Raw genomic sequence first — 16,052 nt, 5'->3', positions numbered from 1 at the left:
GATCAAATTGGAAGAATGAGACGCTAGAAATAGCTATACTCGTTCGTGTTACCTAAGAAAAATATCACAAATAAAAGGTATATAAAATGACATACGAAGTTAAATCTCTTAATGAAGAATGTGGTATTTTTGGAATTTGGGGTCACCCAGATGCTGCCAAATTAACTTATTTCGGACTTTATAGTCTTCAACACCGTGGCCAAGAGGGGGCAGGAATTCTCTCAAATGATGCGGGTCAATTGAAGCGTCATCGTGATATGGGGCTTCTCTCAGAAGTTTTCCGTGATCCAGCCAACTTAGACAAGCTGACTGGTAAGGCTGCTATTGGTCATGTTCGTTATGCGACTGCCGGTGAGGCTTCTGTAGACAATATTCAACCATTCATGTTTAAGTTTCACGATGGACAGCTTGGTCTTGCTCATAATGGGAATTTGACTAATGCAGTGTCACTAAGACGTGAGTTGGAGAAGAATGGGGCCATTTTTAGCTCAACTTCTGATTCAGAAATCTTAGCTCACTTGATTCGTCATAGCCACAACCCATCCTTTATGGGCAAGGTGAAAGAAGCTTTGAATACTGTTAAAGGTGGATTTGCTTACCTCCTCATGCTTGAGGACAAGCTAATTGCAGCCTTGGATCCAAATGGTTTTCGTCCCCTTTCTATTGGTAAGATGGCCAATGGAGCTATCGTGGTTTCATCTGAAACCTGTGCCTTTGAAGTAGTTGGAGCAGAGTGGATTCGCGATGTAAATCCAGGTGAAGTTGTTATCATCGATGATAACGGCATCACTTACGATAACTATACAACGGACACTCAATTGGCTGTTTGCTCAATGGAGTATATCTACTTTGCCCGTCCTGATTCAAATATCCGAGGGGTCAATGTCCATACAGCTCGTAAACGTATGGGTGCTCAATTAGCACGTGAGTTCAAACATGAAGCAGATATTGTCGTTGGTGTGCCTAATTCATCACTTAGTGCAGCCATGGGATTTGCAGAAGAATCAGGCTTGCCAAATGAAATGGGCTTGATAAAAAACCAATACACCCAACGTACCTTTATCCAACCAACACAAGAATTGCGTGAGCAAGGAGTTCGTATGAAACTCTCTGCCGTATCAGGTGTTGTTAAAGGCAAACGTGTGGTTATGATTGACGACTCTATTGTACGTGGGACAACCTCACGTCGTATCGTTAATTTGCTAAAAGAAGCAGGAGCAACAGAGGTTCACGTAGCAATCGGTAGTCCAGCCCTTGCCTATCCATGTTTCTACGGTATCGATATTCAAACACGTAAGGAATTGATTGCGGCCAATCATACAGTTGAGGAAACACGCGAAATCATTGGTGCGGATAGCTTGACTTACTTGTCAATCGATGGCTTGATTGATTCTATTGGAATTGACACAGATGCACCAAACGGTGGCCTTTGTGTGGCTTACTTTGATGGTGAATATCCAACACCATTGTATGACTACGAAGAACGCTATTTGGAAAGTTTGAAAGAACACACTTCTTTCTATTAAGAGTAGTCTAGAAGGAAAAAAGAGTAAAAAATTATGTCTAAAAATGCTTACGCTCCACGTCTAACTACTGACTAAAAGCTAAAGCATTTGTCAGTAGACGCTTTGCCCTATGGAGTCAAAGCTGGAGACCTGACTAGTATTTTTCTCGAAAAAAGAAAAGGAATAAACAAATGACAAATAAAAATGCGTATGCCCAATCGGGTGTGGACGTTGAAGCAGGTTATGAAGTTGTTGAACGTATCAAAAAACATGTTGCCCGTACAGAGCGTGCAGGTGTCATGGGAGCTCTCGGTGGCTTCGGTGGTATGTTTGACCTTTCAAAAACAGGTGTCAAAGAGCCCGTTTTGATTTCAGGTACAGATGGTGTCGGTACTAAACTCATGCTTGCTATCAAGTACGATAAACACGATACTATCGGTCAAGACTGTGTGGCTATGTGTGTTAACGATATTATCGCTGCAGGTGCTGAGCCCCTTTACTTCCTTGACTACGTAGCAACTGGTAAAAATGAACCAGCTAAGTTGGAACAAGTCGTTGCTGGTGTGGCTGAGGGTTGTGTGCAATCTGGTGTGGCCCTCATTGGTGGTGAGACTGCTGAGATGCCTGGTATGTATGGCGAAGACGACTATGACTTGGCTGGTTTCGCAGTAGGTGTCGCTGAAAAATCACAAATCATCGACGGTTCAAAAGTAGCCGAAGGTGATGTGCTTCTTGGACTTGCCTCAAGCGGTATCCACTCAAATGGTTACTCACTCGTTCGTCGTGTTTTTGCTGATTACACAGGTGAAGAAGTCCTCCCAGAACTTGAAGGGCAAAAACTTAAAGACGTTCTTCTTGAACCAACTCGTATCTATGTCAAAGCAGCTTTGCCATTGATTAAAGAAGAATTGGTTAACGGTATTGCCCACATCACAGGTGGTGGTTTCATCGAAAATGTACCACGTATGTTCTCAGATGACTTGGCTGCTGAGATTGACGAAAGCAAGGTCCCAGTACTTCCAATTTTCAAAGCTCTTGAAAAATATGGTGAAATCAAACATGAAGAAATGTTTGAAATCTTCAACATGGGTATTGGTCTCATGCTTGCGGTGAAACCAGAAAATGTGGAACGTGTCAAAGAACTTCTTGACGAACCTGTTTATGAAATCGGTCGAATTGTGAAGAAGGATGGCGCAAGTGTGGTGATTAAATAATGGCTAAAAGGATTGCTGTATTTGCCTCTGGCAACGGCTCAAACTTCCAGGTGATTGCGGAACAATTTCCAGTAGAATTTGTCTTTTCAGATCACCGTGATGCCTATGTCTTAGAACGTGCCAAAAATCTAGGCGTGGCTAGCCATGCCTTTGAACTCAAGGAATTTGACAATAAAGCAGCTTATGAAGAAGCCATCGTCAAACTCTTGGATGAACACCAGATTGACTTGGTTTGTTTGGCCGGTTATATGAAAATCGTCGGTCCAACCTTGCTAGCAGCTTATGAAGGCCGTATCATCAATATTCACCCGGCTTATCTTCCTGAATTTCCGGGAGCTCATGGCATTGAGGATGCTTGGAATGCAGGTGTTGACCAGTCTGGCGTGACTATTCACTGGGTGGATTCTGGCGTTGATACCGGTAAGGTCATCAAACAAGTCCGTGTCCCACGCCTTGAAGGTGATACCCTTGATACTTTCGAGACTCGCATCCACGAAACAGAGTACAAGCTCTATCCAGAAGTATTGGATAGTTTGGGAGTAGCGAGAAAATGAGGAAGTGCTAGAGTTGAATGAAAATTTTCGACTGTAGCAGAGAAAGAACTCTAAAAAAGGAAAATAAAATGACTAAACGCGCACTAATTAGTGTCTCAGATAAAGCGGGCATCGTTGAATTTGCCCAAGAACTCAAAAAACTAGGTTGGGACATCATCTCAACAGGTGGTACTAAAGTTGCCCTTGACAATGCTGGGGTAGACACTATCGCCATCGACGATGTGACTGGTTTCCCAGAAATGATGGACGGACGTGTTAAGACCCTTCACCCAAATATCCACGGTGGTCTCCTCGCTCGTCGTGACCTCGATAGCCACCTTCAAGCGGCTAAGGACAATAATATCGAATTGATTGACCTTGTTGTGGTAAACCTTTATCCATTCAAGGAAACCATTCTCAAACCAGACGTGACTTACGCTGACGCAGTTGAAAACATCGATATCGGTGGTCCATCAATGCTTCGTTCAGCAGCTAAAAACCATGCTAGCGTAACAGTTGTGGTAGACCCTGCTGACTATGTGGTTGTGCTTGACGAATTGTCAGCAAACGGTGAAACAAGTTACGAAACTCGCCAACGTTTGGCAGCGAAAGTATACCGTCACACAGCTTCATATGATGCTTTGATTGCGGAATACTTCACAGCTCAAGTGGGTGAAACAAAACCTGAAAAACTCACTTTGACTTATGACCTTAAGCAACCAATGCGTTACGGTGAAAACCCTCAACAAGACGCAGACTTCTACCAAAAAGGTTTGCCAACGGCTTACTCAATTGCTTCAGCAAAACAGCTTAACGGTAAAGAATTGTCATTCAACAATATCCGTGACGCTGATGCCGCTATCCGTATCATCCGTGATTTCAAAGACCGTCCAACAGTTGTGGCTCTCAAACACATGAACCCATGTGGTATCGGTCAAGCTGATGACATCGAAACAGCTTGGGACTACGCTTATGAAGCTGACCCAGTGTCAATCTTCGGTGGTATTGTAGTTCTTAACCGTGAAGTGAATGCTGAGACAGCTAAGAAAATGCATGGTGTCTTCCTTGAAATCATTATTGCACCAAGCTATACAGATGAAGCGATTGAAATTTTGACTACCAAGAAGAAAAATTTACGTATCCTTGAGTTGCCATTTGATGCTCAAGATGCTAGTGGAGTGGAAGCGGAATACACTGGTGTTGTTGGAGGTCTCCTTGTTCAAAACCAAGACGTTGTTAAAGAAAGTCCAGCTGACTGGCAAGTGGTTACTAAACGCCAACCAACTGATACAGAAGCGACAGCTCTTGAGTTTGCTTGGAAAGCCGTCAAGTACGTCAAATCAAATGGTATCATCGTGACTAACGACCACATGACACTTGGTGTTGGCCCTGGCCAAACTAACCGTGTGGCTTCCGTCCGTATCGCTATTGACCAAGCCAAAGGGCGTCTTGACGGTGCTGTTCTTGCTTCAGATGCCTTCTTCCCATTTGCAGATAACGTGGAAGAAATCGCCAAAGCAGGTATCAAGGCTATTATCCAACCAGGTGGCTCAGTACGTGACCAAGAGTCTATCGAAGCAGCTGATAAATATGGATTAACGATGATCTTTACAGGCGTTCGTCACTTCCGTCATTAAAAAATTACGAAGCATCTAAGTAATTGGATGTTTTTAAGATGCCTTAAGCTTTCTTTAAGCTATCCAAGCTATACTAAGGTCATCCTAAAAAACTTTTTTTTCATAAATCTCCTAAAATGAACTGTACCCCAAAAGTTAGACAGAAAAATCTAACTTTTGGGGTGTTTTTATTATGAAATTAACTTATGAAGATAAAGTTCAAATATATGAATTGAGAAAGCAAGGTCAAACCTTCAACCAACTTTCAAAACGATTTGGTGTGGGTGCTTCTGGATTAAGATATATGACGAGATTGATTGAACGTTACGGAATAGAAATTATCAAGAAAGGTAAGCATCGTTACGATTCACCAGAATTAAAACAAGAAATGATTGATAAAGTGCTACTTGAAGGTCGTTCACAAAAAAGTGTAAGTCTTGATTATTGTCTTCCAAGTGGTGGAATGTTGCCTAATTGGATAGCACAATATAAGAAAAATGGGTATACTCTTCTTGAGAAAAGAGGAGGGAGAGTACCTAAAATGGGGCGTAAACCAAAGAAGAAACCCGAAGAGATGACAGAGTTAGAACGTCTTCAAGCAGAAAATGAGTACCTGAGAGCGGAGAATGCTATTCTAAAAAAGTTGAGATAACTCCGATTGAGGGACGAAAAAGAGCAAGAAGAAAAACAGAAATTGTTCAAGGATTGGTAACAGAGTTTCCTTTAGATATCCTTCTAAACATTATCAAACTTGCTCGTTCAACCTATTATTACCACTTAAAGCAACTGAATCAAGTAGATAAAAATCAATCTATCAAAGTGGAAATTCAAGCCATTTATGATGAACATAAGGGAAATTACGGATATCGTCGAATAACTCTTGAATTGAGGAATCGTGGTTTTGTAGTGAACCAGAAAAAGGTCCAACGTCTGATGAAGCTCCTTGGTTTAAGTTCCCAAATTCGTCGTAAACGCAAGTATTCTTCATACCAAGGAGAAGTTGGCAAGAAAGCAGATAACCTTAGTGACCAAGGTTGGCAATACCAACATCAGTATTATCATCAATTTTTAGAGGATAAAGGGACCCCCAACCGTCAATGTCACGTAAGGGGAATCGTCCAGACAATGGCATGATGGGATCCTTCTTTGGTATTCTTAAGTCTGAGATGTTTTATGGTTACGAGAAGACGTTTCACTCACTTGAGCAATTGGAACAAGCTATTGTAGACTATATTGATTATTACAACAACAAACGCATTAAGGTAAAATTAAAAGTACTCAGTCCTGTGCAATACAGAACTAAATCCTTTGAATAAATTAGTTGTCTAACTTTTTGGGGTCAGTACAAGAGCTCAGCATCCGCTGGTTTTTTTTTTTTTCAGTGTATTAAAAAACAACCGTTCTCACGATTGTTCAATAAATTTAAATCTTTTCAAGGACAGATTGGGTTACCCAAGTCTTGAGATTTCCGATTTGGACGAGGATGCCATCGCTAGGTGGGTCAATGGCAAGAACTTTGAAGTTACCTGGAATAGTAAAGGTCTCACCAGGATTGAGGGACTGGTCTGATGTTGGATTACCTTGTGCATCAACTTCAAGAACGGGGCTAGGGTCAACGATATTGTGTTTGGTTGGTGTACCTCCAGCTAAATCTTGGCTGGTGATGGTATTTCCTGACACAGAGGTGACACGGAAGGTACCTGTGAATCGGACTGAATCGCCAGCTTTTATAGAAGAATTAGTAGGATTTCCATTTTGAGTTCCTGATTCGAGGTCTTTAAAATGGATATATCCAGACACTTGACTCTTATGGAAGCTACGTTTGTGATATTTCTCAGGCCCCTGACCCGCATCGTAGTTGTATTCTTCAATAGTTACCTGATCACCATGTACTTCTGCAACCCAAGCGACATGCCCCATGTGCCCAGCTCCATTAACACCAGCTGAGAACCAGGCGATGCTCCCTACGGCAGGATTCATGTCAACACGGTGGCCATTCGCACGTGCGATATTACCCCAAGTGATGGCATTTCCATAACCTATAGGTAAGGTGAATCCATTGGTGTTGCTAAGGCGGTAGGCCGCAAAGGAAGTACACTGACGCCAGTACATAGTCCAAGGGTCCACGCCGAAGCCACCATATTTCCAAGAAAAAGGGTAGTCATCTCCGAGGACAGCTGCCTGAGCAGAGCCGCTGCACGAAACCGAAACAGTCGCTAGACAAGCTAGCAGTATGAGATAATTTAGTAATTTTTTCTTCATTTCAACCTCCACCTACCTATTCGCAGTTTTTCAGGAAAATGAAGATGATTTTTGAATTTAAGTCTCTCTTAAGCTATTTAGACTATACTATCATTAATCCTAAATAACTTTTTTCATTTTCATAATCTCCTAAGAGGCGGTCCAAGTGGTCGCCTTTTTTATGTTCAAATTTGGCTACACACCCATATCTCCGAACAAATATGTTATAATGTTTACATATAATTCGTGAAAATAACTAATTTTTCCGAATGATGGTCGTTAACGGGCATTTGCCCCTAGTCTTATTTGATATTGAGGTATCTTTCAAATGAAACTTTTGGTTGTTGGTTCTGGCGGTCGTGAACATGCGATTGCCAAGAAATTATTGGAGTCTAAGGACGTTGAGCAGGTTTTCGTGGCTCCTGGTAATGATGGGATGACATTGGACGGTCTTGATTTGATCAATATCGGAATTTCCGAACATTCTAAGCTTATTGACTTCGCAAAAGCGAACGATATTGCTTGGACCTTTATCGGTCCAGACGATGCCCTTGCGGCTGGTATCGTGGATGATTTCAATGCGGCAGGACTCAAAGCCTTTGGTCCGACCAAGGCTGCGGCTGAACTTGAGTGGTCTAAGGATTTTGCTAAGGAAATCATGGTCAAATATGATGTTCCAACAGCAGCCTATGGCACATTTTCAGATTTCGAGGAAGCTAAAGCCTATATTGAGGAAAAAGGCGCTCCAATCGTCGTCAAGGCAGACGGCTTGGCCCTAGGTAAAGGTGTCGTCGTTGCTGAAACAGTTGAGCAAGCAGTAGAAGCCACTCACGAGATGCTTTTGGACAATAAATTCGGTGACTCAGGTGCGCGTGTGGTCATCGAGGAATTCCTGGATGGGGAAGAGTTCTCTCTCTTTGCCTTTGTCAATGGGGACAAATTCTACATTATGCCAACGGCTCAAGACCACAAACGTGCTTATGATGGTGACAAGGGACCTAACACTGGTGGGATGGGTGCCTATGCGCCAGTTCCTCACTTGCCACAGAGTGTGGTTGACACAGCGGTTGACACTATTGTCAAGCCGGTTCTTGAAGGCATGATCAAAGAAGGTCGTCCCTACACTGGTGTCCTTTACGCTGGTCTTATCTTGACAGCTGACGGCCCTAAAGTCATCGAGTTCAACTCTCGCTTTGGTGATCCTGAAACGCAAATCATCTTGCCTCGTTTGACATCTGATTTTGCGCAAAATATCACTGACATTTTGGATGGCAAAAAGCCAGCAATCACTTGGACCGACAAGGGTGTGACACTTGGTGTGGTTGTAGCATCAAACGGTTACCCACTCGCTTATGAGAAAGGCGTCAAGCTTCCAGCCAAGACAGAGGGCGACATCGTCACTTACTATGCAGGTGCTAAATTCGCTGAAAATGGCCAAGACCTCCTTTCAAACGGCGGACGTGTCTACATGCTGGTCACAACAGCAGACACCGTCAAAGATGGTCAAAATATCATCTACAGCGAACTCAACAACCAAAACACAGAAGGCTTGTTCTACCGTACAGATATCGGTAGCAAGGCTAACAAATAATAAGTGACCGTAGGTTGTAAAAGGCGAGCGAAAGCGAGCCAAACTAAGATAATGGTTACCGTGGTGAAAAGACCAGAACAGATCCTGTTCTGGTCGAGGGAACTTTGAGACCCTAGGCTAAAAGTTTAGGGATGAAACCGAAGGTTTGCTTCCGTCCCCACCACCTAAGACCATTATCAAAAAAGAAATAATATAAGAAAGGGAATGTTCAGTTAGTTTTCCTAACCGAACACGGGACTAAATCCCTAGGAAAAAAGATAAAACTGCCTAGACGTAACGTCGTCGTTAGTTTCCCTATTTTTCTACGGGAGTTTTCGCAAGCGAATCGTCCCTTTGTATCTTAATATGAAACCAGTAATTTCCATCATCATGGGCTCAAAATCCGACTGGGCAACCATGCAAAAAGCCGCTGAAGTCCTCAATAACTTCGGTGTCGTTTACGAAAAGAAAGTTGTTTCTGCACACCGTACACCGGACCTCATGTTCAAGCATGCCGAAGAAGCTCGTAGCCGTGGCATCAAGGTTATCATCGCTGGTGCGGGTGGCGCAGCTCACTTGCCAGGGATGGTAGCAGCTAAAACTACCCTTCCAGTCATTGGCGTGCCTGTCAAATCTCGTGCTCTTAGCGGTGTGGATTCACTTTATTCCATCGTTCAGATGCCAGGTGGAGTACCAGTCGCAACTATGGCGATCGGTGAAGCAGGTGCGACCAACGCAGCCCTCTTTGCCCTTCGTCTTCTCTCGGTAGAAGACAAGGCTATTGCAGAGGCACTTGCTAACTTTGCTGAAGAACAAGGAAAAATCGCAGAGGAGTCTACAAATGAGCTCAACTAAAACCATTGGTATCATCGGTGGTGGCCAGCTTGGTCAGATGATGGCCATTTCTGCTATCTATATGGGCCACAAGGTTATCACCCTTGATCCTGCATCAGATTGTCCATCTTCTCGTGTGTCTGAGGTTATCGCGGCACCCTACGATGACGTAGATGCTCTTCGTCAGTTGGCGGACTGCTGTGATGTTCTCACTTATGAATTTGAGAATGTCGACGCTGACGGTCTTGACGCTGTCATCAAGGATGGACAACTTCCACAAGGAACAGAACTGCTTCGCATTTCACAAAACCGTATCTTTGAGAAGGACTTCCTTTCAAACAAGGCTCAAGTAACGGTGGCACCTTACAAGGTCGTGACCTCTAGCCTTGATTTGGAAGATATTGATCTTTCTAAAAATTACGTCCTCAAGACTGCGACAGGTGGTTACGATGGCCACGGTCAAAAAGTCATCACATCAGCCGAAGATTTGGAAGAGGCAAATGCACTTGCTAACTCAGCTGAGTGTGTCTTGGAAGAGTTCGTCAACTTCGACCTTGAAATTTCGGTTATCGTGTCAGGTAACGGCAAGGATGTGACGGTTTTCCCAGTTCAGGAAAATATCCACCGCAACAACATCCTCTCTAAGACTATCGTTCCAGCTCGTATTTCTGATAGACTAGCAGACAGAGCTAAAGCTATTGCTGTGAAGATTGCTGAGCAACTTAACCTCTCTGGTACCCTTTGTGTAGAAATGTTTGCGACAGCTGATGACATCATTGTCAACGAAATTGCGCCACGCCCACACAATTCAGGGCACTACTCAATCGAAGCCTGCGACTTTTCACAATTTGACACACATATCTTGGGCGTTCTCGGAGCACCACTTCCAGCAATCAACCTCCATGAACCTGCTGTTATGCTCAACGTCCTCGGCCAACACGTCGAAGCAGCTGAGCGTTATGTCACAGAAAATCCAAGCGCCCACCTCCACATGTATGGTAAACTAGAAGCGAAGCACAACCGAAAGATGGGTCATGTGACTTTGTTTAGTAATGAGCCAGATAATGTGGTTGAGTTTGGGAAAGGAATTGATTTTTAGGTAAAAATAGCAATTCTAGGACTCGAAGTCATTGGAATGACTTATGCTACGCCTTTCAAAAAGCTGGCCCCCAAGTAGAACATGTATTGAGAGAGTAAGCGAAACAATGCTCAAAAATCTCTCTCGGTTGACCTGCTAGATGGTCACTATCATTCCAAGGGTGAAAACAAACATGACACCTATGAGGTACATGTGGCGAAAGCTCATTCAGAATACGATTTTATTTTTCTGAGTGTGAGTCATGGCTTTGTCAAAGAAACTGTGGAAATCTTGCGAAAAAATAATGTCAAAGGCACCCTTGTTTTCTTCTGTAATTTCTGGGATACTCGAAAAGAGGTAGAGGAGTGGGCAGGAGACTACGTTTATATTCTAGCTTTTCCAACTGCTGGAGGCCAGATGCAGGATGACCATTTGGATGGGGTCTTGTTCGACCATTTAATGCTAGAAGGTGAGCAAAAAAGCACACATTTCTAACTATACTGATTTGACGGCTTTACTGACTTCTGCAGATTTAAAGTGGGAAGTGCCTCATGATATGGTCGAGTGGATTTGGATTCACATGGCGATTAACGCAGGTGTCACTTCGACAGCTGCACGTTCGGGGAATCTGGAAAATCCAGAACAGCTGGCTCTGAACTTGATGAATAGTTCTTCGGAATTATCATTAGTCATCAAGACCATTCGAGAAGCTTTGAAAGTCGTAGAAGCGCGTGGCGTAAATTTGAAGCTTTACAAAGCTGAGCTCTTGCCGTACAAAATTCCCGCATGGATTGCTGGAAAAGCCATGAAAATCATGTTTGCAAAAAATGAGCTGACCCGAAAAATTATGACCTTACACAATGATAAACAGGACATCTTCTATTGTTGTCAAAGTGTTTATCAAACCGGTCAGGAGTTAGGTGTGAAGATGCCCATTCTGGAAGCAAATATGAAGGGAATTTCACTTTAGGAGGTTTTATGATTCAACTCATCGTTAATGCATTTGTTGAAAAAGATAAGACGGGGGCAGTCGTTGAAGTCTTGTATGCTAGTAGCAATCACGAAAAAGTGAGAGCTAAGTATGAAGAGTTGATTGCTCAATATCCTGAAAACTATTTAGCTATCTATGATTTGCCGATGGATACGGATTTGAATACACTAGATCACTATCCGTCAGTGTGGATTGGGAAAGAAGAATTTGAATAAACCGACTGTCGGTTGTTAATTGATGTGAAACATCAAAAGAATATTGCACGTAAAACTAAAAAGAAGCGGACATAGGATTCGATTAAGATGAGCTAAACGTCCAATCTTTGATAGAATAAAATAAACAAAAAAAGAAAGGAACAAGGGCACTCGTATTCACTAAAACTGAATACGGGCTACGGACTTGGTCGAAAAGATAGTTTTTCCTAGAAGCTGACGCTTCTTCGTCTAAACTCCTATTTTGACTGTGTCCGCTTAACGCCCTTAATATCTTAATTATGATCGAACGTTACTCTCGCCCAGAAATGGCGAACATTTGGACTGAAGAAAATAAATACCGTGCTTGGCTTGAGGTGGAAATCTTGGCTGACGAAGCATGGGCTGAGTTGGGGGAAATCCCTAAGGAAGATGTGGCTTTGATTCGTGAAAAGGCGGACTTTGACATCGACCGTATTTTGGAAATCGAGCAGCAAACTCGTCACGATGTGGTTGCTTTCACACGTGCGGTTTCTGAAACTCTTGGCGAAGAGCGTAAGTGGGTTCACTATGGTTTGACGTCTACTGACGTGGTAGATACTGCCTATGGTTACCTCTACAAACAAGCCAACGATATTATCCGCAAGGATCTTGAAAACTTCCTTAATATCATCGCTGACAAAGCGAAGGAACACAAGTTTACGATTATGATGGGTCGTACGCACGGTGTGCACGCTGAGCCTACAACTTTTGGTCTTAAATTAGCGACTTGGTACAGCGAAATGAAGCGTAATATCGAGCGTTTCGAGCATGCGGCTGCTGGTGTGGAAGCTGGTAAAATTTCTGGTGCGGTTGGTAACTTTGCCAACATCCCACCATTTGTTGAAAAGTACGTCTGCGACAAGCTTGGTATCCGTGCTCAAGAAATCTCTACACAGGTGCTTCCTCGTGACCTTCACGCTGAGTACTTTGCAGTTCTGGCCAGCATCGCAACTTCTATCGAGCGTATGGCAACTGAAATTCGTGGTCTTCAAAAATCTGAACAACGTGAAGTGGAAGAGTTCTTTGCTAAAGGTCAAAAAGGATCCTCAGCAATGCCTCACAAACGTAACCCTATTGGTTCTGAAAACATGACAGGTCTTGCACGTGTCATCCGTGGTCACATGGTAACAGCTTATGAAAACGTAGCTCTTTGGCACGAACGCGATATCTCTCACTCATCAGCTGAGCGTATCATCGCACCAGACACAACCATCTTGATTGACTACATGCTTAACCGTTTTGGAAACATCGTTAAGAACTTGACAGTCTTCCCAGAAAACATGATCCGCAACATGAACTCCACATTTGGTCTTATCTTCAGTCAACGTGCTATGCTTACCTTGATTGAAAAAGGCATGACGCGTGAACAAGCTTACGACCTTGTTCAACCTAAGACAGCTCAATCATGGGATAACCAAGTAGACTTTAAACCACTTCTTGAAGCAGATCCAGAGGTAACTTCTCGCCTCACTCAAGAAGAAATCGACGAAATCTTCAACCCAGTTTATTATACTAAACGTGTTGATGAAATCTTCGAACGCATCGGTTTGGGTGACTGATTTATATGAATAAGAGAAAGCAGGACCGCCCTGCTTTTTTATGGTGATATCTATGTCACTATTTTTGTTCTCTTTTTTGCTTTACAATAGGGTCATCGCAAGAAAACTGTCAGGAAGGAGGAGTTATCATTCTTAAAAGGACGATTTAACTGTTTGCCGGAACTTAGTCTCTTAATAGTAAGCCTTGCTTATAATATCATCCGGATTATGAATGATTTAGGAAGTATCAAAGTTCCTTCTTGGTTTTTAGATATGGATATTCCTAATGGGTGCTTACTATTACTTATTTTGCTTATCGTTTTAAAAAGTGATGAAAGAGAATAATATTTTAAGTAACCTTTAAGTTCATTAAGATATATTATAACCATCCTAGTAAAGCAGCTAGCTTTTGTGAGCTAGAAGGTGAACATAATTTTTTCATAACAAATTTCCCCGAAGAAAGTCTAGCAATCTAGGCTTTTTTCTTCTTTTTGATGTTTTATTAGGATATTTTAAGAAAACACTTGAAAACCCTTCTAGAAAAAGGTGATATAGTTATATAAAGGTTCTATTGGACAAGCGGTCACCTTTGAAGATTAGGTTGGGAAGCCTGTACAATCGTATCTTTTCAGTGGTCTTTGGACTGCTGTGAAAATCCCTTAGGTTTTTTTTGTGCTGCGATTTAAGGTTTCTTTAAGGTAGGGAGGTTATACTGTAAATCCCCTAAATAACTTTTACTGAACACTTTTCAGTAAGTCTCGTTGGCTTACACTTTTTGTAGAACAACGAACTTTTCTTTTTCATAATCTCCAAAAGAGCTCAACATGATGTGTTGGGTTCTTTTTTTGGTTACTAAAAAACGCCCTTAGGCGTTTTAAGTATAGATTACATTTCGTCTGGAGATTCAACACCGAGAAGGCGAAGGGCTTCTTTGAGGACTGTTGCTGTTGCGTAGCAAAGAGCCAAACGGCTGTCACGTTCTGGGCTTTCGTCCAAGATACGTGTGTGCGCATAGTATTTGTTAAAGGCTTGAGCCAAGCTGATAGCAAATTTAGCAACGATAGATGGTTCAAAGTTGTCTGATGCACGGTTGATGATACGTGGGAAGTCTTGTAAGAGTTTGATGATTTCCCAGCTTTCAACGTCGTTTAAGCTGTATGTAGCATCTGCAGATGGCGTGAAGTTAGCCTTGCGCAAGATAGATTGGATACGAGCGTGTGCATATTGAACGTAAGGTCCAGTTTCCCCTTCGAAAGATACCATAGCATCAAGATCAAAGTCATAACCATTCATGCGGTCTGTTTTAAGGTCGTAGAACTTGATAGCTCCAACACCAACAGCGTGAGCAATAGCTTCCTTGTTAGGTAAGTTGGGATTCTTAGCTTCGATTTGAGCTTGGGCACGGTTAACAGCCTCAGCGATAGTTGGCTCAAGCAAGATAACGTTACCTTTACGAGTCGACAATTTCTTACCGTTCTTAGTTACAAGACCAAAGGCAACGTGAGTCATGTCGTCAGACCAGTTGTAGCCCATTTCTTTAAGAACAGCTTTCAACTGTTTGAAGTGGGCAGATTGTTCATTACCAACTACATAGATGGCTTTGGCAAAATCATAAGTACGTTTACGGTAGAGGGCAGCAGCCAAGTCACGTGTGATGTAGAGTGTTGCACCATCTGATTTTTTGATGAGGGCTGGGTGTTCGATACCGTATTTTTCAAGGTTAACCACTTGGGCACCTTGAGATTCTTGGAGAAGTCCTTTCTCTGTCAAAATGTCTACGACTTCATCCATCTTATCATTGTAGAAAGCTTCACCATTGTAGCTATCAAATGAAACACCAAGTTCATCGTAGAGACGGTTGAATTCCACTAAGCTTTCGTCACGGAACCATTGCCAGAGGGCAGTTGCTTCCTCATCACCAGCTTCCAATTTACGGAACCATTCACGAGCTTCTTCGTCTACAGATGGGTCTTCTTCAGCTTCGGCATTGATACGCACATAAAGTTGAAGGAGTTCATTGATAGGATTGGCTTTGACAGCTTCCTCGCTACCCCATTTCTTATAGGCAACAATAAGCATACCAAATTGTTTACCCCAGTCGCCCAAGTGATTGATGCGGACTGGTTTGTAACCTTGTTTAGCTACGATGTTGGCAAGAGCATCAGCGATAACCGTTGAACGCAAGTGACCGATAGAGAAAGGTTTGGCGATGTTAGGACTAGACATATCAAAGGCAATATTACGTCCGTTACCGATGTTTTGGTCAGCGTAGTGGCTACCTTGAGCGATGACTTGTCCAAGAACGTCCGCTGAAATTTTTGATTTATCGAGGAAGATGTTAATATAAGGACCAACAGCTTCAACTTTTTCAAAGTTTGAGGCATCAATTTTTTCAGCGATGTCTGCTGCAATCATTTGAGGAGCCTTGCGCAAGACTTTTGCCAATGAGAAGGCAGGAAAGGCGAGGTCTCCCATGTCAGCATTTTTAGGGGTTTCAAGCAGATTTTGAATGTTTTCTTGTTCCAACTCAGGAACAACTTTAGCAATTTCTGCTGCAATGAGTTCTTTAGTATTCATAGGTACTCCATTTCAAATCTTGTCATTCAAATCTATTTTACCATTATTTTAGTTAATAGGGTAGAGACAAGAAAGTATCTCTTAAGAAGTATTCCATGAAAAAATACAAAAATTTTGTTATA

At 42.6% G+C, this 16,052-nt stretch carries 11 protein-coding genes and 2 pseudogenes; 11 read left to right on the top strand and 2 right to left on the bottom strand.

Features of this window, described 5'->3' with window-relative positions:
- Nucleotides 1-86: 86 nt before the first annotated feature.
- The 5 genes and pseudogenes from purF to NST05_RS00330 all read left to right on the top strand — a co-directional run bounded on the left by purF (nucleotide 87) and on the right by NST05_RS00330 (nucleotide 6,184).
- The gene (gene purF, locus NST05_RS00350) at nucleotides 87-1,526 is read left to right on the top strand and encodes an amidophosphoribosyltransferase (RefSeq protein ID WP_084828407.1); all 1,440 of its coding nucleotides are present in this window, start codon (nucleotides 87-89) and stop codon (nucleotides 1,524-1,526) included.
- Between the two features lie 170 nt (nucleotides 1,527-1,696).
- Complete coding sequence (purM, locus tag NST05_RS00345) at nucleotides 1,697-2,719, top strand: phosphoribosylformylglycinamidine cyclo-ligase (RefSeq protein ID WP_084828408.1); 1,023 nt, start codon at nucleotides 1,697-1,699, stop codon at nucleotides 2,717-2,719.
- On the top strand, nucleotides 2,719-3,273 hold the full coding sequence (purN, locus tag NST05_RS00340; protein ID WP_084828409.1) for a phosphoribosylglycinamide formyltransferase: 555 nt from the start codon (nucleotides 2,719-2,721) through the stop codon (nucleotides 3,271-3,273). The genes purM and purN overlap by 1 nt, the downstream gene beginning before the upstream one ends.
- Nucleotides 3,274-3,341: 68 nt before the next feature.
- The gene (gene purH, locus NST05_RS00335) at nucleotides 3,342-4,889 is read left to right on the top strand and encodes a bifunctional phosphoribosylaminoimidazolecarboxamide formyltransferase/IMP cyclohydrolase (protein ID WP_084828410.1); all 1,548 of its coding nucleotides are present in this window, start codon (nucleotides 3,342-3,344) and stop codon (nucleotides 4,887-4,889) included.
- A gap of 172 nt (nucleotides 4,890-5,061) precedes the next feature.
- Nucleotides 5,062-6,184: pseudogene (locus NST05_RS00330) on the top strand (IS3 family transposase).
- A 106-nt stretch (nucleotides 6,185-6,290) separates the two neighbouring features.
- On the opposite strand, the gene NST05_RS00325 reads toward NST05_RS00330, so the two are convergent.
- Nucleotides 6,291-7,130, bottom strand: coding sequence for a CHAP domain-containing protein (locus NST05_RS00325; RefSeq protein WP_084828411.1), 840 nt, complete (start codon nucleotides 7,128-7,130; stop codon nucleotides 6,291-6,293).
- Between the two features lie 307 nt (nucleotides 7,131-7,437).
- Between NST05_RS00325 and purD the strand changes: the two genes are divergently transcribed.
- The 6 genes and pseudogenes from purD to purB all read left to right on the top strand — a co-directional run bounded on the left by purD (nucleotide 7,438) and on the right by purB (nucleotide 13,374).
- On the top strand, nucleotides 7,438-8,700 hold the full coding sequence (gene purD, locus NST05_RS00320) for a phosphoribosylamine--glycine ligase (RefSeq protein WP_002948170.1): 1,263 nt from the start codon (nucleotides 7,438-7,440) through the stop codon (nucleotides 8,698-8,700).
- Nucleotides 8,701-9,045: 345 nt separating this feature from the next.
- Nucleotides 9,046-9,534, top strand: coding sequence for a 5-(carboxyamino)imidazole ribonucleotide mutase (gene purE / locus NST05_RS00315; RefSeq protein ID WP_002948169.1), 489 nt, complete (start codon nucleotides 9,046-9,048; stop codon nucleotides 9,532-9,534).
- The gene (purK, locus tag NST05_RS00310; RefSeq protein WP_011226736.1) at nucleotides 9,521-10,612 is read left to right on the top strand and encodes a 5-(carboxyamino)imidazole ribonucleotide synthase; all 1,092 of its coding nucleotides are present in this window, start codon (nucleotides 9,521-9,523) and stop codon (nucleotides 10,610-10,612) included. Before purE ends, purK begins: the two co-directional genes overlap by 14 nt.
- A gap of 36 nt (nucleotides 10,613-10,648) precedes the next feature.
- Nucleotides 10,649-11,561: pseudogene (locus NST05_RS00305) on the top strand (ketopantoate reductase family protein).
- An 8-nt stretch (nucleotides 11,562-11,569) separates the two neighbouring features.
- Nucleotides 11,570-11,797: a phosphoribosylaminoimidazole carboxylase gene (locus tag NST05_RS00300; RefSeq protein WP_060972885.1), complete on the top strand. Its 228-nt coding sequence runs from the start codon at nucleotides 11,570-11,572 to the stop codon at nucleotides 11,795-11,797.
- Between the two features lie 278 nt (nucleotides 11,798-12,075).
- Entirely contained in the window at nucleotides 12,076-13,374 is a 1,299-nt protein-coding gene (gene purB / locus NST05_RS00295) for an adenylosuccinate lyase (RefSeq protein WP_002948159.1), read from the top strand.
- Nucleotides 13,375-14,238: 864 nt separating this feature from the next.
- On the opposite strand, the gene argS is transcribed toward purB, so the two are convergent.
- Nucleotides 14,239-15,930: an arginine--tRNA ligase gene (gene argS, locus NST05_RS00290; RefSeq protein WP_084828412.1), complete on the bottom strand. Its 1,692-nt coding sequence runs from the start codon at nucleotides 15,928-15,930 to the stop codon at nucleotides 14,239-14,241.
- Nucleotides 15,931-16,052 lie beyond the last annotated feature (122 nt).

It is taken from the genome of Streptococcus sp. FSL E2-3494 (assembly GCF_038007085.1).
Taxonomy (GTDB): Bacteria; Bacillota; Bacilli; order Lactobacillales; family Streptococcaceae; genus Streptococcus; species Streptococcus thermophilus.
The sequence above is the reverse complement of the archived record's forward strand: the minus strand, read 5'-3'. Positions and strand labels throughout refer to the sequence as shown.